17 protein-coding genes, 1 tRNA gene, 1 other RNA gene and 3 pseudogenes are annotated in these 19,520 nt (G+C 70.5%); 16 read left to right on the top strand and 6 right to left on the bottom strand.

Annotation, left to right across the window (positions count from 1 at the left end; translation table 11 throughout):
• Positions 1-446: 446 nt before the first annotated feature.
• The 9 genes and pseudogenes from pruA to JNW91_RS20115 all read left to right on the top strand — a co-directional run bounded on the left by pruA (position 447) and on the right by JNW91_RS20115 (position 8,562).
• On the top strand, positions 447-2,075 hold the full coding sequence (gene pruA, locus JNW91_RS20155) for an L-glutamate gamma-semialdehyde dehydrogenase (protein ID WP_203177079.1): 1,629 nt from the start codon (positions 447-449) through the stop codon (positions 2,073-2,075).
• 173 nt (positions 2,076-2,248) lie between these two features.
• Positions 2,249-2,764 carry a PadR family transcriptional regulator gene (locus JNW91_RS20150; RefSeq protein WP_203177078.1) on the top strand — a complete coding sequence of 172 codons (516 nt, stop codon included), beginning with the start codon at positions 2,249-2,251 and terminating at the stop codon, positions 2,762-2,764.
• A gap of 64 nt (positions 2,765-2,828) precedes the next feature.
• A protein-coding gene (prfB, locus tag JNW91_RS20145) for a peptide chain release factor 2 (protein WP_203177077.1) occupies positions 2,829-3,949 on the top strand; the annotation gives its coding sequence in 2 pieces (ribosomal slippage) (positions 2,829-3,330 and positions 3,330-3,949; 1,122 coding nt in all).
• A gap of 118 nt (positions 3,950-4,067) precedes the next feature.
• Positions 4,068-4,748 (top strand): cell division ATP-binding protein FtsE, encoded by a 681-nt coding sequence (ftsE, locus tag JNW91_RS20140; RefSeq protein ID WP_030331491.1) that lies wholly within the window; start codon positions 4,068-4,070, stop codon positions 4,746-4,748.
• 67 nt (positions 4,749-4,815) lie between these two features.
• Complete coding sequence (gene ftsX, locus JNW91_RS20135; RefSeq protein WP_203177076.1) at positions 4,816-5,691, top strand: permease-like cell division protein FtsX; 876 nt, start codon at positions 4,816-4,818, stop codon at positions 5,689-5,691.
• Between the two features lie 148 nt (positions 5,692-5,839).
• On the top strand, positions 5,840-6,319 hold the full coding sequence (smpB, locus tag JNW91_RS20130; RefSeq protein WP_203177075.1) for an SsrA-binding protein SmpB: 480 nt from the start codon (positions 5,840-5,842) through the stop codon (positions 6,317-6,319).
• Between the two features lie 104 nt (positions 6,320-6,423).
• Positions 6,424-6,799: a transfer-messenger RNA gene (ssrA, locus tag JNW91_RS20125) on the top strand.
• Positions 6,800-7,030: 231 nt separating this feature from the next.
• Complete coding sequence (locus JNW91_RS20120; RefSeq protein ID WP_238425351.1) at positions 7,031-7,570, top strand: hypothetical protein; 540 nt, start codon at positions 7,031-7,033, stop codon at positions 7,568-7,570.
• Between the two features lie 45 nt (positions 7,571-7,615).
• A pseudogene (locus JNW91_RS20115) lies at positions 7,616-8,562 on the top strand (hypothetical protein).
• Between the two features lie 11 nt (positions 8,563-8,573).
• Here the strand turns inward: JNW91_RS20115 and JNW91_RS20110 are convergent.
• A complete protein-coding gene (locus JNW91_RS20110; RefSeq protein ID WP_238425350.1) occupies positions 8,574-9,692 on the bottom strand; it encodes a thiamine pyrophosphate-dependent enzyme in 1,119 nt (372 codons plus the stop codon).
• Positions 9,693-9,916: 224 nt separating this feature from the next.
• A pseudogene (locus JNW91_RS33990) lies at positions 9,917-10,120 on the bottom strand (thiamine pyrophosphate-binding protein); the annotation flags it as partial.
• Between the two features lie 339 nt (positions 10,121-10,459).
• Between JNW91_RS33990 and JNW91_RS20105 the strand changes: the two are divergent.
• The 5 genes from JNW91_RS20105 (at position 10,460) to JNW91_RS20085 (ending at position 15,954) form a co-directional block, all read left to right on the top strand.
• Positions 10,460-11,050 (top strand): YqgE/AlgH family protein, encoded by a 591-nt coding sequence (locus JNW91_RS20105; protein WP_203177074.1) that lies wholly within the window; start codon positions 10,460-10,462, stop codon positions 11,048-11,050.
• An 88-nt stretch (positions 11,051-11,138) separates the two neighbouring features.
• A tRNA-Ala gene (locus tag JNW91_RS20100) sits at positions 11,139-11,211 on the top strand.
• A 226-nt stretch (positions 11,212-11,437) separates the two neighbouring features.
• Complete coding sequence (locus JNW91_RS20095; RefSeq protein ID WP_203177073.1) at positions 11,438-11,929, top strand: RNA polymerase sigma factor; 492 nt, start codon at positions 11,438-11,440, stop codon at positions 11,927-11,929.
• 8 nt (positions 11,930-11,937) lie between these two features.
• The gene (locus tag JNW91_RS20090; RefSeq protein WP_203177072.1) at positions 11,938-12,564 is read left to right on the top strand and encodes a hypothetical protein; all 627 of its coding nucleotides are present in this window, start codon (positions 11,938-11,940) and stop codon (positions 12,562-12,564) included.
• A gap of 171 nt (positions 12,565-12,735) precedes the next feature.
• Positions 12,736-15,954, top strand: coding sequence for a S8 family serine peptidase (locus tag JNW91_RS20085; RefSeq protein WP_203177071.1), 3,219 nt, complete (start codon positions 12,736-12,738; stop codon positions 15,952-15,954).
• Between the two features lie 21 nt (positions 15,955-15,975).
• Here the strand turns inward: JNW91_RS20085 and JNW91_RS33985 are convergent.
• From JNW91_RS33985 to JNW91_RS20070, 3 genes and pseudogenes are all read right to left on the bottom strand, one after another.
• A pseudogene (locus JNW91_RS33985) lies at positions 15,976-16,104 on the bottom strand (hypothetical protein); the annotation flags it as partial.
• Positions 16,105-16,190: 86 nt separating this feature from the next.
• Positions 16,191-16,451 (bottom strand): YciI family protein, encoded by a 261-nt coding sequence (locus JNW91_RS20075; protein WP_203177070.1) that lies wholly within the window; start codon positions 16,449-16,451, stop codon positions 16,191-16,193.
• 166 nt (positions 16,452-16,617) lie between these two features.
• The gene (locus tag JNW91_RS20070; protein WP_203177069.1) at positions 16,618-17,514 is read right to left on the bottom strand and encodes a helix-turn-helix domain-containing protein; all 897 of its coding nucleotides are present in this window, start codon (positions 17,512-17,514) and stop codon (positions 16,618-16,620) included.
• 140 nt (positions 17,515-17,654) lie between these two features.
• On the opposite strand from JNW91_RS20070, the gene JNW91_RS20065 reads away from it, so the two are divergent.
• Complete coding sequence (locus JNW91_RS20065) at positions 17,655-18,356, top strand: SDR family NAD(P)-dependent oxidoreductase (RefSeq protein ID WP_203177068.1); 702 nt, start codon at positions 17,655-17,657, stop codon at positions 18,354-18,356.
• A gap of 80 nt (positions 18,357-18,436) precedes the next feature.
• On the opposite strand, the gene JNW91_RS20060 is transcribed toward JNW91_RS20065, so the two are convergent.
• Positions 18,437-18,559 (bottom strand): 50S ribosomal protein L36, encoded by a 123-nt coding sequence (locus tag JNW91_RS20060; protein ID WP_030490864.1) that lies wholly within the window; start codon positions 18,557-18,559, stop codon positions 18,437-18,439.
• A gap of 138 nt (positions 18,560-18,697) precedes the next feature.
• Between JNW91_RS20060 and JNW91_RS20055 the strand changes: the two genes are divergently transcribed.
• A partial coding sequence (locus tag JNW91_RS20055) for a lytic polysaccharide monooxygenase auxiliary activity family 9 protein (protein WP_203177067.1) occupies positions 18,698-19,520 on the top strand: 823 nt, incomplete at its 3' end.

The following is a 19,520-nucleotide window of genomic DNA, read 5'->3' as shown; positions in this document are numbered from 1 at the left end:
TGGCCGCGTCGGCCGCCGGTTCGTCCGACTCCGCGGCCGGGGCGCGGCCGGGCTGCTTGGTCATCGTCTCCCCTTCGAGGCGGCAGGTCACCGACCATTCAGGGTACGCGGGCCCGCTGGGCCGTCGGTCGTCCCGGGACGGTCGCGGCGGGTGCGACCCGGCCTGGCGCTCCGAGCGGCTCCGGCTGCGGTCGCCCGGCGCGCGGCGAGGCGACTGCCGGCGTACGGGGAGGGCCACCGGATCGAGCCCGATCGGTAAGGGGAGGAGGGGTGGGGCGGTCCTTGGCACAGAGAGGTGGCCGAGGTGGGGCGCACGGCCCCGCATGGGAGAATCGTGGGAGGTCCCGCCGCTGCTCGGCCCTTCGGGCGGCGTCCGGTGTCCGGCCGTCCGGTCGGTGCCCGCGGGTCCGGTTTCGCCACTGCTGTCGAGATCGCCAGGAGCCTTGATGGATGCCGTGTTCTCCGTACCCGAGCCGCGCAACGAGCCGGTTCGCAACTACGAGCCGGGCAGCCCCGATCGGGAGCGGCTCCAGCGGCGGCTGACCGAACTCGCCGCCGAGCGCATCGACCTGCCGATGACCATCGGTGGCGAGCAGCGGATGGCCGCCGGCGATCCGATCAACGTGGTGCAGCCGCACAGGCACGCGCACGTGCTGGGCGTGACCGGGCACGCCACCCACGACGACGCCCACGCCGCCATCAAGGCCGCCAAGGCCGCCGCCCCGATGTGGCGGGCACTGCCGTTCGAGGAGCGCGCGGCGATCTTCCTGCGCGCCGCCGAGCTGCTCGCCGGTCCGTGGCGCGACACCCTCAACGCCGCCACGATGCTCGGCCAGTCGAAGACCGCCATCCAGGCGGAGATCGACTCGGCGTGCGAGTTCATCGACTTCCTCCGGTTCAACGTGCACTTCGCCCGTCGCCTGCTCGAGGAGCAGCCGGCGTCGTCGCCCGGTGTCTGGAACCGCTTCGACCACCGCCCGCTGGAGGGCTTCGTCTACGCGGTCACCCCGTTCAACTTCACCGCGATCGCCGGCAACCTGCCGTCGGCGCCGGCTCTGCTCGGCAACACGGTGATCTGGAAGCCGGGTCCGACCCAGCAGTTCGCCGCGCACTTCACCATGCGTCTGTTCGAGGCCGCCGGCCTCCCGCCCGGCGTGATCAACATGGTCACCGGCCGGGGCGAGGAGGTCTCCGACGTCGTGCTCGCCGACCCGGACCTGGCCGGCATCCACTTCACCGGCTCGACCAAGGTCTTCCAGCAGCTGTGGCGGACCGTCGGCGACAACATCGCCCGCTACCGGGGCTACCCGCGGCTGGTCGGCGAGACCGGCGGCAAGGACTTCGTGGTCGCGCACACCAGCGCCGACGTGGACGCGCTGCACACCGCGCTGATCCGTGGCGCCTTCGAGTACCAGGGCCAGAAGTGTTCGGCGGCCTCGCGGGCGTACGTGCCGCGTTCGCTCTGGGAGGGCGGCCTGCGCGACCGGCTTGCCGCCACCACCGAGTCGCTGACCTACGGCGACGTCACCGACTTCGGCAACTTCGGCGGCGCGGTGATCGACGACAAGGCGTTCTCCCGGCACACCGCCGCGCTGGAGCTGATCGGCGGCGATGACAGCTGCCGGGTGCTGGCCGGCGGCACCGCCGACGACTCGGTCGGCTACTTCGTCCGGCCGACCCTGTTCGAGTGCGGCGACGCCGCCCACGAGACCTTCACCACCGAGTACTTCGGGCCGATCCTGGGCGTGCACGTCTTCGACGACGCCCGCTTCGACGACGTGGTCGCGCAGGCCGAGTCCATCGCCCCGTACGCGCTGACCGGGTCGGTGTTCGCCACCGACCGGCGGGTCGTCGACGCGGTCGGCGAGCGCATGCGGTACGCGGCCGGCAACTTCTACATCAACGACAAGCCCACCGGCGCGGTGGTCGGGCAGCAGCCGTTCGGCGGCGCCCGGGCCAGCGGCACCAACGACAAGGCGGGCTCCTGGCTGAACCTGGTCCGCTGGGTGTCGCCGCGCACGATCAAGGAGACGTTCGTGCCGCCGACCGACCACACGTACCCCCACATGGGCTGACCGGCGACGACCCGCCGGCGGCGCGCTCGACGCCGCCGGCGCGCCGGCCGGGCCCAACCCATCGATAGTCCTCAACGGACAGTCTGTCGCCGACAGTGCACAAAGGAAGTCCTGTCGGGTGGCAAACTGCCAAATCCTGGACGCCGTGTGCGCAAAGTGGCAGCGTAGTGGGCATGGCGGAATCCGGAGTCAACCCTACGGCGGCGGCCCTGCTCGGGCTGCTCCACGAGGGCCCGATGACAGGCGGCCAGTTGATGGCCGCCGCTGAGCGCCGTCTGGCGCCGTACTGGTCGATGACCCGTAGTCAGGTCTACCGCGAGTTGCCGGTGCTGGCTGAGCGGGGTTTCGTGCGGCTCGGCAAGCCGGGGCCGCGGATGAGCCAGCCGTACGCGCTCACCGCCAGCGGGAAACGGACATTTTCCCGCTGGCTGGCGGAGAACCCGGGGCGGGACACCATCCGCAACCCGATAGCGCTTCGGATGGCCTTCGGCAACCTGCACTCCGCGAGCCAGCTGAAGAGCCTGTACGCCTCCGCCAACGAATACCACACCGAGGCCCTCGCCCAGGTACGCGAACAGGTCAAGAACGCCAAACGGGACGGCGAGACCTACGACGCCAGCGCGCTGGAGTTCGCGGTCGCCTACCACCGGGCGGCGCTGTCGTGGCTGAAGTCCGCCCCCGTCGGGTGACCTCCGGCAGATTCGCCGACAGCAGACGAGCTGCTCCGGCCCCGGCACAGTACGCTTGTCTGTCGTGACCGCTGCCGATTACGCCGAACAGCTCAAGGAACTCGACGCGACCCTGCGAAACATCGAGGCCGTCCTCAACCTCGACCGACTCCACGAGGACAAGGCCCGCCTTGAGCAGGAGGCTTCCGCCCCTGACCTGTGGGACGACCAGGCCAAGGCTCAGCAGGTGACCTCGCAGCTGTCGTACGTCAACGGCGAGATCAGCAAGCTGGGCAGCCTGCGCGCCCAACTCGACGACGCCCGGGTGCTGCTGGAGCTCGCCGAGGCCGAATCCGACCCGGGTGTGCTCACCGAGGTCGAGGCGGAGATCACCGGGCTGACCAAGGCCATCCAGGAGATGGAGGTCCGCACCCTGCTCTCCGGCGAGTACGACTCCCGGGAGGCGCTGGTTGCCATCCGGGCCGGCGCGGGTGGTGTCGACGCGGCGGACTTCGCCGAAATGCTGCTGCGGATGTACCTGCGCTGGGCGGAGCGGCACGGCTACCCGACCGAGGTTTACGAAACTCGTACGCCGAGGAGGCGGGCCTGAAGTCGGCCACCTTCGCGGTCAAGGTGCCCTACGCGTACGGGACGCTCAGCGTCGAGTCGGGGACGCACCGGCTGGTCCGGATCAGCCCGTTCGACAACCAGGGCCGCCGGCAGACCAGCTTCGCGGGCGTCGAGGTCCTGCCGGTCACCGAGCAGACCGACCACATCGACATCCCGGAGAACGAGGTACGGGTCGACGTCTACCGTTCCTCCGGCCCCGGTGGGCAGAGCGTCAACACCACCGACTCGGCGGTCCGGCTCACCCACATTCCGACCGGCATCGTGGTGACCTGCCAGAACGAGAAGTCCCAGCTACAGAACAAGGCATCCGCGCTGCGGGTGCTGCAGGCCCGGCTGCTGGAGCGCAAGCGCCAGGAGGAGCAGGCCAAGCTGGAGGGGCTCAAGGAGAACGCCGCCGGCTCGTGGGGCGACCAGATGCGCTCCTACGTCCTGCACCCGTATCAGATGGTGAAGGATCTCCGAACCGAGCAGGAGACCGGCAATCCGAGCGCGGTCTTCGACGGCGAACTGGACGGGTTCATCGAGGCCGGTATCCGTTGGCGCAAGCAGCGTCAGCTCGCCGGCGACGGTGCGTGACGGCTCGCGGGCGGAGCGCGTCGTCGATCTCCAGGTAGAAGCCTGATTCGACGACGCGCGCCGGATCTGTGGGGCGTGGGGCTTGGCTCAGTTGTTACACCGCGTAGACTCACCACCCGTGATTCAGCTTGAGCAAGTGACGAAGACGTACCCGAAGGCGTCCCGGCCTTCGCTCGACAACGTGTCCGTCTCGATCGAGAAGGGCGAGTTCGTCTTCTTCATCGGTCCATCCGGCTCCGGCAAGTCCACAATCATCAAGATGCTGCTGCACGAGGTCGCCCCCAACAAGGGCCGCGTCGTCGTCAACGGCAAGGACGTCACGTCGATGCGCTCGTGGAAGCGACCCCACTTCCGGCGCTCGATCGGCTGTGTCTTCCAGGACTTCCGGCTTCTGCCGAACCGCACCGCCTACGAGAACGTGGCATTCGCTCTCGAGGTGATCGGCAAGACCAAGGCGGTTGCCCGCCGGGTCGTGCCGGAGGTGCTGGAGCTGGTCGGGCTCGGTGGCAAGGAGCACCGCTATCCGCACGAGCTCTCCGGTGGTGAGCAGCAGCGGGTCGCCGTCGCCCGGGCGTTCGTGAACCGTCCGCTGATCCTGCTGGCGGACGAGCCGACCGGAAACCTGGACCCGGACACCTCGATCGAGATCATGCGTCTGCTGGACCGGATCAACCGCACCGGCACGACCGTCGTGATGGTCACTCACGACTCCAACATCGTGAACCAGATGCGCCGCCGCGTTGTCGAGATCGAGAGCGGTCGCATCGTGCGTGACCAGGCCCGCGGCGTCTACGGGTGAGCCGGCGCTCCACCCCTGCGCAGCCTGACGACGAACACCTCATGCCGGAGACCCGGAGGAAATCCCGATGCGCGTGAAATACGTCCTGTCCGAGGTACTGGTCGGACTGTGGCGCAACGTGACCATGTCCATCGCGATGATCATCACGATGGCGGTCTCGCTGACCATGCTCGGCGCCAGCGGTCTCATGTACCGCCAGGTCGACGACATGAAGGACCTCTACTACAAGAACATCGAAGTCTCGATCTTCTTGAACCAGGAGGTGAGCGAGCAGGAGCGCACCGACCTGGACACCAAGCTGAACGCCGACCCCCTGGTGAAGGACGTTCTCTACGTCAACAAGGACGAGGCGTACAAGCGCTTCAAGGAGATGTACCAGGACGCGCCGGACCTGGTGAACGCCGTCAAGCCGGACCAGCTGCCCGAGTCGTTCCGGCTCAAGCTGAACAACCCGGAGCAGTACAAGGACATCTACGACCAGTACAAGGACACGGCGGGTGTCGACGAAATCGTCGACCAGAGCCGCCTGCTGGACAAGATCTTCAACATCCTCACCTCGATCCAGAACATCGCGCTGGCTGCCGCCATCGTGATGGCGATCGCCGCACTGCTGCTGGTCGCGAACACCATTCAGGTGGCCGCGTACAGCAAGCGGCGCGAGGTGGCGGTCATGAAGCTGGTCGGCGCGTCCAACTGGTTCATCCAGGCGCCGTTCGTGCTGGAGGCGGTGGTGGCCGGCCTGATCGGCTCGCTGCTCGGCCTGGTCGCACTCGTCGCGGCGAAGTATCTGCTCTTCGACGGGTCGCTCAGCGCGTTGCAGGGCCTGCTGTCGCCGATCAGCTGGGGTGACATCCTGTTCATCTTCCCGCTGATGGCCGGCGTCGGTGGCCTGGTCAGCGCCGCCACCGCCTGGATCACCCTGCGCTTCTACCTGCGGGTCTAGGCACCGTACGGGTCGTCCCGTCGTCTCCCGGGGACCCTCCCGCGGCCGGAAATAAACGGCGCGGGAGGGTCCTTGTCATTCGGGTAACATGATCGGTTGTCCGGCCGGGGTGACCCCGGCCGCGGACATCGGAGAGGGGGTGGCACCGATGCCACGGGAAAAGGGGCGCAAGGTCGTCGCCTCCAACAAGAAGGCACGCCACGACTACGCGATCCTCGACACGTACGAGGCGGGCATGGCGTTGACCGGCACCGAGGTCAAGTCGCTGCGGGCCGGGCGGGCGTCGCTGGTCGACGCGTTCGCCCAGGAGCGTGACGGCGAGTTGTTCCTGCACGCCATGCACATCCCGGAGTACACCCAGGGCACCTGGACCAACCACGAGCCCCGGCGTACGCGCAAGCTGCTGCTCAACCGGGGCGAGATCGACAAGCTCGTCGGCAAGACCCGCGAGGGCGGTCTGACGATCGTCCCGTTGCAGGTCTACTTCTCCGACGGGTGGGCCAAGGTGGAGATCGCCCTGGCCAAGGGCAAGAAGTCGTACGACAAGCGTCAGGACCTCGCCAAGCGGGACGCGGACCGGGAGATCGCCCGGGTGTCCGGTCGACGCGGTAAGGGAATGGACGACTGATTCATCCTGTTTGTCCGGGTCGGCGCGCGGCCCCGGGGCTCGGGATGAAAGCCGTTGCGGCAGGCGTTAGTCTTGTCAGTGCCGCCACATCGGCGGCCTGTCGAGGGGGTGACTGGTTTCGACTTCGTACGCAGCGACAGGGGAAGCGAGCCGAGGAAGCCGACGTCGTCTCGAGAATCGGTCGTCGGAAACTTATAAGCGCCAAGAACAATCGCGCTGACTTCGCTCTCGCCGCCTGAGGCGAGTAGCTAAGTCTGTCGGCCTGGGAACGCCTTCGTCCCAGTAGCCGGCATCAGCTAGAAGGCTGGCCAATCGGACCCGGTCGCGGGGTCCGTGCGGCGAGATCAATCAGCGACTGGGCCCGTCACACCAACTTGCTCGCGTGAGCGGTGGGGCCGAGTAGAGGCACAGCGAGCTGCGCTCGGAGAAGCCCTGACAAACCGGCGAAGGACCCGGGTTCGATTCCCGGCACCTCCACCACCTCGAGCGAAGCGCCCCGGCCACCGGCCGGGGCGCTTCGTCGTTTCGACGCTCACCGCTCGCACCTTGAGCACCGCTCAGGTCGGTGCGCCGACCGGCGGATCACCACCAGTGAGGACGATGGGACCACCGGGGCGGATGGGGCAGATGAGGCTTTCGCCGGCTCTGGACAGGGCGCGGACGGCGGTTCACCATCGGCCTATGGGATAGCAGCGCACCGCGGGAGGTGCCATGGTCACCGGTCCGGTCCAGCAGCCGTCACTCGTCGCCCGGCCGTTCGCGGGGCGCCCGCATTCGACCGGCCTCCCCGACGTTCCGCGCCAGACTGTTCCTCCCACCCCGTACTCCATCGGTCTTCCCGGTGAGCCACGGCCCGCGGGGCTCGCCGGCGACGTGCACGCCCTCGCCCGCGCGGTCGCCGCCGCCCCGACCGAGCCGCGCTGGCGCGAGGACCTGCTGCTCCGTCTGCGTCCGGTCGGGCAACGCTTCGCCGAGCACGTCCGGGTCACCGAGGGCCCCACCGGGCTCTACCGGGAGTTGCTCACCCACTCGCCCCGCCTGCACCACGGGGTGCGGCTGTTGACCCGGGAGCACGCCGCGATCGTCGCCGCCCTGGTGGCCGTGCAGCGGCTGGCGGAGCACTCCGACGCCGGCCTCGACGAGTTGCGGCACCGGGCCGGGTACCTGCTGCGGACGCTGGCCCGACACCGGCGGCGCGGCGCCGACCTGCTCTGGCAGGCGTACCAGACGGATCTGGGTGGCGAAACCTGACCGACGACCCGGGAACCGGGGTGCCGACGGACGCGTCGTACCGGTATGCGTCGACCGGCCCTCCTGCTCGTACTCCCGCTGCTGCTCACGGCCGCCTGCGCGCCGACCGGCGCCGGCCCGGCGCCCACCGACCCGCCGCAGCGGTCGGCGGCGTTCGACCAGCGGGCCGCCGAGGTCACCGAGGCGTGGCGGCCCGACGCGAGCTGGCGAAGCGGGTACGTCCCGTTGCAGGGCCCGACCGTGCTCGTCGGCGATCCGCGCTTCACCCCCGACACCGAGGCGGCGTTCCGGGCCGGTTGGTACCGCGAGCAGGTCCCGATCCCGCCCACCCGGGTTGTCGGGGAGATCCGGTTCCCGGACGCCGGCTGACCGTGCCGTTGGTCAGCGCGGCCGAGGCGTACCGGCAACTCGACCAGGGCGACCCGGAGCCCTGCCCGGGGCGGCCGAAACGACCGGGGCTTCCGAGTCCCGGCGGCCCCACCGTCGAACCAGGACCGGACGGCTGGGCCACCAGCGCCACTCAGACCGCCTGCCTTCCGCTGACCGTCACCGGCGTCACGCTGGGCACCGTGCCGGTCCGCACCAGCCGGGGCGAGGCGCAGGTGCCGGCCTGGCTGTTCACCATCGAGGAGCTGGCGACCCAGGTGGCCCGGCTCGCCGTCGCACCGACGGCGGTCACGTCGGTCCCCGAGCCCGCCGCGCCGCCCCGACCCCTGCCGGACGGGCTGGTCGCCGCCCAGGACCTGGCCGCGGTCGACGGCGCACGGCTGACCGTTCGGCTCGGAGTCGGCGCCTGCGACACCGGGATCACGCCGCTGATGCGGGAAGGACCCGACGTCGTGGTGGTGGGTGGCGCCGTCACCCGGTCCACCGGAGTCTGCCCCGCCGTGCTCAAACTCGAACCGGTCACGGTGACCCTCGCCGCGCCACTGGGCACCCGGCCGGTGCTGGACGTCTCCACCGGCGCTGCCCTGTCGATCGCCCCACGCTGACCCGGGTCGGGTCAGAGGATGCTGGGCACGTCGGTGCTGATCGGCACCGGCAACACGGTGGGACGGTTGGCGCGCAGCCCGGCGGCGAGCGCCGCGCCGAGCTGGTCGGGGGTCTCCACCACCTCGGTGGCGCAGCCGTAGCCGGCCGCGATGGCGGTGATGTCCAGCCCCGGCAGGTCCAGACCGGGCACCCCGGGTGTCTTTTTCAGCTCGGCGAACGCCTTGAGGATCGCGTACTGCTGGTTGACCGGGACGACGACCACCACCGGCAGCGACAGGCGCGCGGCCGTCCACAGCGCCTGCACCGAGTAGTGGAACGAGCCGTCGCCGATCACCGCCACCACCGGCCGACCCCGCCCGGTGTCCCGCTCGGCCAGCGCCACGCCGACCGCGGCCGGCAGCCCGTAGCCGAGGCCGCCGCTGGCCATCGTGAAGTACGACGCCGGCCGGCTGATCCGTAGCTGGCGGCGTAGCGCGGTCAGGTTGGACGGTGACTCCTGCACCAACACCCCGTCGGCCGGCCAGTGCGCGGCCAGCGCGGCGAACAGGGCGTCGGCGCTCAACGGCGCGGTGACCTCCGGAGCCGCCGGCGTGGCGCGCGGCGTCGGGGGAGTCCGGTCGGCCTGCGGTACGAGGTCGAGCAGCGCGGACAGGGTCAGCCCGGGGTCGCCGAGCAGACTGTCGCCGACCGGGGCCCGCGCGATTTCGTCCGGGTCGTCGGTGACGTGCAGCAGCCGGGTGCCCGGGGGCAGGTGCTCGCCCGGCACGTACGGGTAGTAGCGGAACACCGGGGCGCCGACGACCAGCACCGTGTCGTGCCCGCTCAGCGTTTCGGCCAGCGGTCCGATCGCGAACGGCAACACCCCACGGAAGTGCGGGTGGTCCTCCGGGAAGGCGGCCCGCTCCGGTGCGGGTGCCGACCAGACCGGTGCGGCCAGCCGCTCGGCCAGCGCGACCGCGCTCGCCCAACCGCCGGAGCGGTCCACCCCCGGCCCGAACACCAGCGCCGGGTCGCGGCTGCCGGCGAGCAACCGGGCGAACTCGTCCAGCCGCTGCGGGTCCGGCCCGAACCGGGTGGCCACCGAGCGCGGCTCGGGCGCAGGGTCGGCCGGCTGGACCCAGTCGTCCATCGGCAGCGAGAGGAAGACCGCCCGGTCGGAGGTTGCACCGCGGTGGCGTACGCCCGCAGCATCGCCGCCGGGATGTCCTGCGCCCGGGCCGGCTCGTACGCCCACTTGACGTACGGCTGGGGCAGTTCGGTGGCCTGACGGCTGGTCAGCCGGGGTTCGAGCAGCAGCATCTCCCGGGTCTGCTGGCCGGCCGTGACGATCAGCGGCGTCTTGTTGTGCCAGGCGGTGACCAGGTTGCCCATGCCGTTGCCGGTCCCCGGGGCGGTGTGCAGGTTGACGTGCGCGGGTACGCCGGCGGCCTGGGCGTAGCCGTCGGCCATCGCCACCGCCGTCGCCTCGTGCAGCGCGTGGACGTAGTGGAAGTCGGCCGGGAAGTCACGCAGGAACGGCTCTTCGGTCGAGCCGGGATTGCCGAAGATGGTGGTCATGCCGAGGGTGCGAAGCACGTCGTACGTCGCGTCCCGGACCGTTGCCATCGCCGCCTGCCTCCGTCTCGCGAGCAGGGACGACCGCGGTCGCCCTCCCGATCAACCGAATCTATCGGGATGTGACGAACCTTTCGGGCGTTTCCGTACGTCCGCCGTCGGTGCTGTCGAACCTCCGTCTTAACTGTCCGATCACCTGCCGGTCAGACCTTAGCCAGCGCCCGGGACGCAGGCTATGGTGCCAGGCATGGCGTTGACAGCGCGGCTGATCCCGATGCACCGTGCGGATCCGGTGGGTGACGGATCCCCGGTGCGGGCTCACGGTTGACGGGTGTGTGGGGGATGCAGGGAGAGGGTCAGGCGATCGGCGGACGAGCGATGGAGTCGATGACCGGGCGGCTGCTGGTCGCGACTCCGGCGCTCAAGGATCCGAACTTCGACCGTACGGTGGTGCTGCTGGTCGCCCACGAGCCGGGCGGCGCGCTCGGTGTGGTGCTGAACCGGGCCACCGAGGTGCCGGTCGCCGACGTGCTCGGCGACTGGAGCGACCTGGCGCGCCACCCGGCGGTGCTCTTCGAGGGCGGCCCGGTGCAGCCCGACTCGGCCATCTGCCTGGCCCGGATGCGGCACCCGATGCGCCGGGTCAAGGGGTTCCACCAGGTCTCCGGAGCGGTCGGCACGATCGACCTGTCGGTCGACCCGGAGCGGCTGCGGGAGAGCATCGGCGGCATTCGGGTGTTCGCCGGCTACTCCGGGTGGGGCGGCGGGCAGCTGGAGCAGGAGATCTCCGACGGCTCCTGGTTCGTGCTGGACGCGCTGCCCGGTGACGCCTTCGTCGACCGGCCGGACGACCTGTGGCCGATGGTGCTGCGCCGGCAGGGCGGGATGATGGCCGCCGTGGCCCACTTCCCCCCGGACGTGGCGCTGAACTGACCCCGGCTCCGCGGGGACCCCGCGAGATGACCATGCGGGCCCGTCTGTGTATAGTTTCCCAGTGCCCGGGCGACCGGGACGACAGCAAGGGGCCGTGGCGCAGCTGGTAGCGCACCACACTGGCAGTGTGGGGGTCAGGGGTTCGAGTCCCCTCGGCTCCACCCTTCTGGGCAAGATGATCGCACCGTTTCTCTGTTCGTAGAGAACGGTGCGATTCTCTTTGCGCGCCATGGGGCGCTCTTGGCGATCATGGGGAGTGGTGACGCGCTCGGTAGGAGCAGCGCATCCCGGGGCTGTCAGGCCTGAGTGACCCAGGTCACCGGCCCGGTGTCGAGGCACGGCGAAGTTTTTTCCGGACGCGGTAAATGGATCAGGGCGCTCACGCGTATGTCAGACGTGGAACAAGACCGGAAGGACTTCGCGGACTTCTACCAGCGGTCGCGGGACGCCTGCCTACGCGCCGTACTGGCCAGCGCGGGTGATCGTGCGCTGGCGGAGGATCTGGTCGCTGAGGCGTTCGCGCGGGCCTGGGCTTCCTGGCGGAAGGTGCGACGGCATCCGGCGCCGGCTGCGTGGGTGGTGCGTACCGCCCTCAACATCCGGGTGTCCTGGTGGCGGCGGCGCCGGCGGGAGGTCGCCTTCGACGGGCACGATCTGCCCCGGCTCGACGACGACGTCCGCGACGTCGACCAGGCGATGTTGACCGCCATTCGTCGGCTGCCGAAGCGCCAACGCGAGGTGATCGTGTTGCGGGTCTGGCTCGACCTGGACACCAACGCCGTAGCCGACGAACTGGGCATCTCGCCGCGCACGGTAGCGGTCCATCTGTCTCGTGCCACTGCGGCCCTGCGGGCGCAATTCGTACCCGTGACCAGTTAGGAATCGATATGAACGAGGACGAGGTGTTGAACGCGATGAGCAAGACTCTCTCCGACGTGCGGATGGACCGTCCGGTCGAGGCGATCGAGAAGCGTGGCCGGTCGCGGCGGCGTAACCGCGGCGTGCTCGGTGCCGTGGCCGCTGGTGGGGGACTCGCCGCCCTGGCCGCCATCGCACTGGCCCTGCCGATCGGCTCCGGCCCCTCCGGCTCGGCCCCGGCCGGAGGCGTCACGGCGCCGGCCATGGAACCGGCGGCGTTCTCGGTGGTCAAGCAGGCGGACGGGTCGGTGCAGCTGCGCCTGAAATCCAAGCAGGTGATCAACCCCGAGGCGCTGGAGAAGGCGCTGGCCGACGCCGGTGTTCCTGCCGTCGTCAAGGCCGGCGTGCTGTGTACGCCACAGGGCAAGGAACTGCCCCAGATCGAGGACGTCCTGACGTTCGAGCGGATCGAGGGAGTCAACGAGGAAGGCGTGTCCGGGGACTCGGAGTGGGTGATCGCGCCGGCGAAGATGCCGAAGGGGAGCGTCCTGCACTTCAGTGTCTTCCCGGTGCGCAAGGGCGGGGACTACGCGAAGGTGGCCTGGGCCCTGGTGCCCAAGGACGCCCCGATGAACTGCCGGTCGGTGGCGAGCTGAGCTCGAGAGCCGGTGCGGTTCGCCGGTCCGTCGCGGACGTGATTCGTGGCGGACCGGCACCTCGCGACAGTCCACCATCTCTACCTCTTCATGGAAGTCCGGGTGTGACATGTGGGTGAAAAAGCGGTGACGCGTGCACGGGGTTTCGCAGCCGTTCTGCTGGTCGGGACCATGGCAGCAGCACTCGGTGCGACCACGCCCTCGGGGGTCGCGGCGGCACCGACGGGGCGCCGGGCGCCGGAGGCGGTCAGCATCACGCTGATCACGGGTGACCGGGTCGTGGTCTCGGCACAGGGCGGCACCGCCATCGAGCGCGCGCCCGGTCGTGCCGGAATCCGCTTCGTGAATCAGACCAGCGAGGGTCACCGCCTTGTGATCCCGGTCGACGCGCTGCCGTTGCTGCGGCAGGGGCGGCTGGACAAGCGGTTGTTCGACGTCACGGCACTGTCCGAGTTCGGCTACACCGGCGATCGGGAACTGCCTCTGCTTCTCTCGTACCAACAGGGTGCGAGCGCGCGGGCAGCAGTCGGTGCGAGCGGGCGGGTGAGTCGTGATATCTCCACAGTGGGCATGCTGGCGGTGCGCGCGTCGCGCACCAGGCAGGCTGACCTGTGGAATTCACTGACCCGGGGTACGACCGTCGACCGTTCGCTGCGCTCGGGCCTCGACAAGGTCTGGTTGGACGGTAAGCGCACGCTCGCCCTCGACACCGCTGTGGCGCAGGTCGGCGTGCCGGCTGCCTGGCAGCAGGGCCTGGACGGCACCGGCGTGACGGTGGCGGTGCTCGACAGTGGAATCGACGCCGGGCACCCGGACTTCGCCGGCAGAATCGCGGCGAACGAGAACTTCCTCGAGGGTTCCGCGGCGGACGACATCGACGGCCACGGCACGCACGTCGCCTCGATCATCGCAGGCAGCGGTGCCGCCTCGGGCGGCAGGTACCGTGGTGTGGCGCCGGGCGCGAAGCTCGCCATGGGCAAGGTGTGCGAGGGCAACTACTGCGACGAGTCGGCGATTCTGGCCGGGATGCAGTGGGCCGCTCAGAAAGCCCCGGTGGTCAACATGAGCCTGAGCGGCCCAGACTCCCCCGAGGTCGACCCACTGGAACAGGCGGTTGAGGACCTCACCGCGGCATACGGCACGCTGTTCGTCCTCTCGGCCGGCAATCAGGGCCTACTCGGCAGCGGGACGACTGGGTCGCCGGCCACCGCCGACTCCGGACTGGCGGTCGGCGCGGTCGACGACCAGGATCGCCTGGCCGGTTTCTCGAGCCGTGGTCCGCGCATCGGTGACGGGGCGATCAAGCCGGACATCACCGCACCCGGTGTGGGCATCGTGGCGGCGCGGGCCGCCGCCGGACATGCCGGTGCCCCGGTCTCCGACCGGTACACGAGCCTGTCGGGCACGTCGATGGCCGCGCCGATGGTGGCCGGTGCGGCTGCCATCGTCACCCAGCAGCATCCCGGCTGGTCACCGCGGCAGCGCAAGGCGCTGCTGATGGGCGCCGCGCGACCCGGCGATGGGATCGACGTGTTCGGGCAGGGTGCCGGGCGGCTCGACGTCGCCCGGGCGGTGCGTCAGACGATCTCGGTGGACGAGGGCAGCGTCAGCTTCGGCGAGCAGCAGTGGCCGCACACCGACGACACGCCGGTCGCGAAGACCCTCACCTACCGTAACGGTGGAACCACGCCGGTCACCCTGACCTTGGCCGTCGAGGGCGACGCGGACACCTTCAAGCTCGCCACGACCAGCCTGACCGTGCCGGCCGGCGGGACCGCCACGACGACCGTCACCTCCGACACCCGCGTGGAGGGCCCGGACGGGGTCCGGAGCGCCCGGATCGTGGCCACCGCTCCCGGCGACGTCCGGGTCGAGACCCCCACGGCGGTCGAGCGAGAGGTGGAGAGCTACGACGTCACGTTCCGCCACCTCGGGCGGGACGGGCTGCTGAACCTCAACTACTGGGACCTCCTCATCGGGCTGGACATCCCCCACTCGTACGAGCTCTTCGACGGCGAGGAGGCGCAGACGGTTCGGCTGCCCAAGGGCAAGTACGGCCTGATCGGCAATGTCTACGGCCAGGCGGACACCACCATGCTGGTGCAGACCAGCTTCGCGGCCGACGCCACGAGGACCGTGACGCTGGACGCCCGTCAGGCCCGGCCGGTCACCATCAGAGTGCCTCGCGCGGACGCCCGGCAGGCGACGGTCAAGGTCAACGCGTACTGGACGGGCAGGAATGCCGGCTTCACGACGGAATCCGCGGCACCCGGCGACCTGCACGTCGGCCAGATCGGTCCCGCGACCCCGTTGACCGGGTTCCAGAGCTCGATCTCCAGCGTCTTCGCCCGGTGGAAGAACGACGCCGAAGGGTTCCGTGACAGCCCTTACACGTACGAAACCTCGTACACCCGCCAGGGGGCCTTCTACACCGGTTTCGACAAGCAGGTCACCGCGGCCGAACTGGCCACGGTGAGCGCGCGCTACGCCCGCGAGGCCGACGGCGCCACCGGTGCGAAGTACAACTGGCCGGTCGTCGGCACGGTTGGTGGCAGCACCGTCGGCCTGCCGTTCTCGCTGCCGTTCGAGCGCACCGAATATCTCGGCACGCAGGGCGGCGTGCAGTGGAGCACCACCTTCGAGCAGCAGGTGCGGACCGACCCGGAGTACGGGCCGGAGCGGGTCACGCAGACGGCCGGACCGGCGCAGGCGTTCACGGTCGGTCGGGTCTACCAGCAGGACTGGAACAGGGCCGTCTTCGCGCCCCTGGATCCCGGTGTCGCCGACGGCGACTTCGACACCGTCTTCCGGAGGGGCGACACGATCGGCGCCAGCATCCCGTTGTTCGGCGAGGGCTCCGGACACTGGGGCCAGCGATACCTGACGGGCAGCGCACGGACCGCCCTGTACGCCGGCGGTGCCCTGATCGGCGAGACCACATCCACCGACGGCGAGTTCACGGTGCCGGCCGAGCGACGCGACTACCGGCTGGAGATGTCGGCCACCAGCCCCGCGCCGCACCGGCTGAGCACCGCGGTCAGCGGCGTGTGGACGTTCTCGTCGGCGAACGGCGACACCCGGCTGCCGCTGTCCACGGTACGGTTCAGCCCGTCCCTGGACAGCAACAACGCCGCGCCGCCCGGCGCCTTCACCGTGCCGGTCGCCGTGACGCCGCTGGCCGGCTCGGCGGCCACCGCCAACCGCACGCTGACCGCGCAGTTCTCGGTCGACGACGGCAGGACCTGGCGGTCCGCCTCGGTCAGCGCGGACCGACGGACGCTGCGGGTCACCAACCCGGCTGCCGGTCATCTCTCCCTGCGTGTGACCGCCACCGACCGGACGGGAAACACCGCCACGGTGACCGTGATCCGCGCGTACGCCGTCAGGTGAGCAGCGCCGGGGCGGATGCGGTCATCGCGCCGCATCCGCCCCGGGCCGCCGCCTGTCGTTACCCGCCCTGCGGGGCCAGGCTGGGCTGCCGGTGACCGACGTTCCGGACTTCGTCACGCGGTACGTGATCTGTGTGCCGCTCCAGAAGTGGCATGTCGACCACCTGGCGAACGGGGCTCAACCAGACGCCGTCACGTGAGTGGACTGGCGGCCAGCGAAAGGCAGTGCCCCGCCTGCTAGCGGATGATGGGTGACCACTCTCGCTGGCCGACGACCGCCACTCCCGGGGTGCGGTAGTAGGGGTCCTCGGCCACGATCGCGGCGAGCGCCTCGGCGTCCGGGACGTCGAAGACCAGCAGCGCGCCGGAGTCGTCGGAGAACGGCCCCGCCATGACCAGCCGACCCTCCTGGTGCAGGGCCTGGAGACGCTCCCGGTGTGCCGGTCGGGCGGCCAGCCGGTCGGGCTCGTCGCCGAAGGACAGCTCCACGATGAACACGGTTTCTCCTCTCCGGACGCCACACCGTAGTACATCGAGGTGCGGCCGAGCGCGAGACCTACGACAACGGCGTCCCGGCGCGGCGATGCGTGGGTGCGGACCGCGCCGACCACCTTGTCGACCACACGAAGACCGCGCGATCGTGAGCTGAAACCGACGGGCGTGATCAGCCCGACTCGGCCTGCCGTGCGGGATCCTCGTGGGCGGTCGGCTGTGCCCCGGCGGCGAGGCTGCCCAGGATGCCGAGCAACTCCGCGCTGGGGCTGCCGGCCTCGGCGTGCAGGACGACCAGCACCAGACCGTCGGAGCCGCCGATGGCGAGCTTGTTCGAGTGGAGTTCGATTTCGCCGACCTGCGGGTGGACCAGCCGTAGGAGGTGCTCCCGCTGCGGCTGCACGTCGTGCCGCGCCCACAACTGCCGGAACCGCTCGCTGCGAACCGACAGTTCGCCGACCAACTCCACCAACCGCGGGTGGTTGACGTTCGGCCCGGCGTGGGCGCGCAGGATGGCGACGCCCTCCGCGGTCATCTCGTCCCAGTCCCGGCGCAGGGTCCGCTCCGCCGGATCGAGGAAGGCCGCCTCCAGCAGGTTGACGCCGGGCGCGTAGTTCGACGACAGCGCCGTCGCGAGGGAGTTGGCCGCGACCAGGTCGAAGAACCTGGTCTGCACGTACGCCGGGTTGCTGGGCCAACCAGTGATGAGCTGCTGGATGCTCGGCGGCACCACCTCCGGCTGTGACGTCCGGGCACGGGCTGCCGCCGCCCGGGACGACCGACGGGACCCCTGCTCCTGACCCAGGCGGACCAGGTGGGCGGTGGCGTCCGGGTCCAGCCGCAGGACGCGGGCGAGCGCCTCCAGGACCTGCACCGACGGGTTTCGGTCCCGGCCCTGCTCCAGCCGGAGGTAGTAGTCCGAGCTGATGCCGGCGAGCAGGGCGACCTCCTCGCGGCGAAGGCCGGGGACCCGGCGCAGCCCCGCGCCGGCGCCGATGCCGACCTCCTCCGGCCGGATCAGTTCGCGTCGGGCGCGGAGGAACTCCCCCAGCGGGTTGTCGCCGTCCATGCCGTCCACGGTAGGGCCGTTTCCCCCGCCGTGACTGGCCCTCCCACTACCAGGATCGCCGGGGCCAACGGACCGTCGCCCGGAGCGACGAACACTCGGTTCGAGGGACACCACCATCCACGATCGGAATCGGGAAGCGCATGACCAGCACGCTCGTCACCGGAGGCAACCGCGGTCTCGGCCGCGAGACCGCCCGTCGCCTCGTCGAACTCGGCCACACCGTCTACCTCGGTGCCCGGGACGCGGCGCGGGGCCAAATCGTCGCCGACCAGGTCGGCGCGCGGTTCGTACGGCTCGACGTCACCGATGACGCCTCGGTCGAGGCGGCGGCGGACGAACTCGCCCGCCGGGAGGGACGGCTCGACGTTCTCGTCAACAACGCGGGCGTCTTCGAGGGCATGGTGGCACCCCAGGACGTCACGGTTGCCCGGCTCAGGCCCGTCTTCGAGGTCAACGTCTTCGGCGCCGTACGGGTGATCGCCGCGTTCCTGCCTCTGCTGAGGGCCTCGGACGCGCCGGTCATCGTCAACGTCGGCACCGGCCTCGGATCGTTCGGCATGGTCACCGACCCGGAGCGCAACGAGTCCCACTACGCGTTGCCCATCTACGCCTCGTCGAAGGCGGCGCTGCACATGCTCACCGTGCAGTACGCCAGGGGCCTGCCGGACCTCCGGATCAACGCGGTCGAGCCCGGCTTCACCGCGACGGACCTGCACGGTATGAGTGGCCCCGGAATCCAGAGCGTGGCGGAAGGCGTCGCCGTGATCGTCCGAATGGCGACGGTCGGGCCGGACGGCCCCACCGGCACCTTCGTCGACCGCGACGGGGAACTGCCCTGGTAGCCCCCGGGCGCACGAAAACGCCCCGACCGGGACTGACCGGTCAGGGCGTTCATCGACTGTATGTCCGGTAAGGCGCGTTATCAGCCCTGGCGGCTCTTCCACTGCGGGTTCGCGCGGTTCACCACGACCACCCGGCCACGACGGCGGACCACCACCGAACCCGGCTTCTGCTTCAGCGCACGCAACGAGCTACGTACCTTCATGTCTGCCTCCTCGGCCTGGGGGTTTGGCCTGAATCCGTACCGTCTATCGAAACGCCGAGGCCGGTGCCACGATTCCCGGCCGCCGGACGTCGAACCTTTGACCTCCCGCGCCCGTACCACTGGCCGGGAGGTCACGCCATGACCATGCGCCGAGTGCTAGCCGCCGTGCTGGTCGCTGCCGCGACCGTGCCGTTGGCCGCCACGCCCGCCGCCGCGCACGGCGCCCCGACCGACCCGATCAGCAGGGCGGCGGCCTGCGGACCCGAGGGCCGGCACGCGGCCACCGCCGCCTGCCGGGCCGCCATCCAGGCGGGCGCCGCCGTCCGCGAGTGGGACAACGTGCGGGTCGCCGCGATCAACGGTCGGGACCGGGAGCGGATCCCGGACGGCGAGCTGTGCAGCGGAGGGCTGTCCGCGTACCGGGGGCTGGACCTGCCCCGGACCGACTGGCCGTCCACCGAGCTGACCGCCGGCGCGACGTTCACCTTCCGGTACCGGACCACCATCGAGCACCGGGGCGCCTTCCGGCTCTATGTCACCCGGCCCGACTACGACCCCCGCGCGCGGCTCACCTGGGCGGACCTGGAGGCGCGCCCCTTCCTGACGGTGACCGACCCGCCGGTGCGGGCCGGGGCGTACCAGCTGAAGGGTCGGCTGCCGGCGGGCCGCGAGGGCCGGCACCTCATCTACACGATCTGGCAGAACTCCAACACGCCGGACACCTACTACTCCTGCTCGGACGTGGTGTTCCGCAAGGCACGAAGCGGTACGGCGGCGGGTGCGACGAAGAGCGCGCCGGCCGCACCGCGTACCGCCGCCAGCCGGCCGGCCGCCACCGACCCGTGCCATGATCGAGGTCGGTTCGGACCGCATCCTCAGTGGCGGCCTTGTCGTCCTGGCGGCTGCGTTCCTGGTGGCCGGCAGATGGGACCTCGCGCTCGCCGTCGGCGTCGGTGCCGTG

The organism is Micromonospora parastrephiae (assembly GCF_016802865.1).
Classification (GTDB): Bacteria; Actinomycetota; Actinomycetes; order Mycobacteriales; family Micromonosporaceae; genus Micromonospora; species Micromonospora parastrephiae.
Note: the sequence above shows the minus strand (reverse complement) of the source record. Positions and strands in the feature narration are given on the sequence as shown.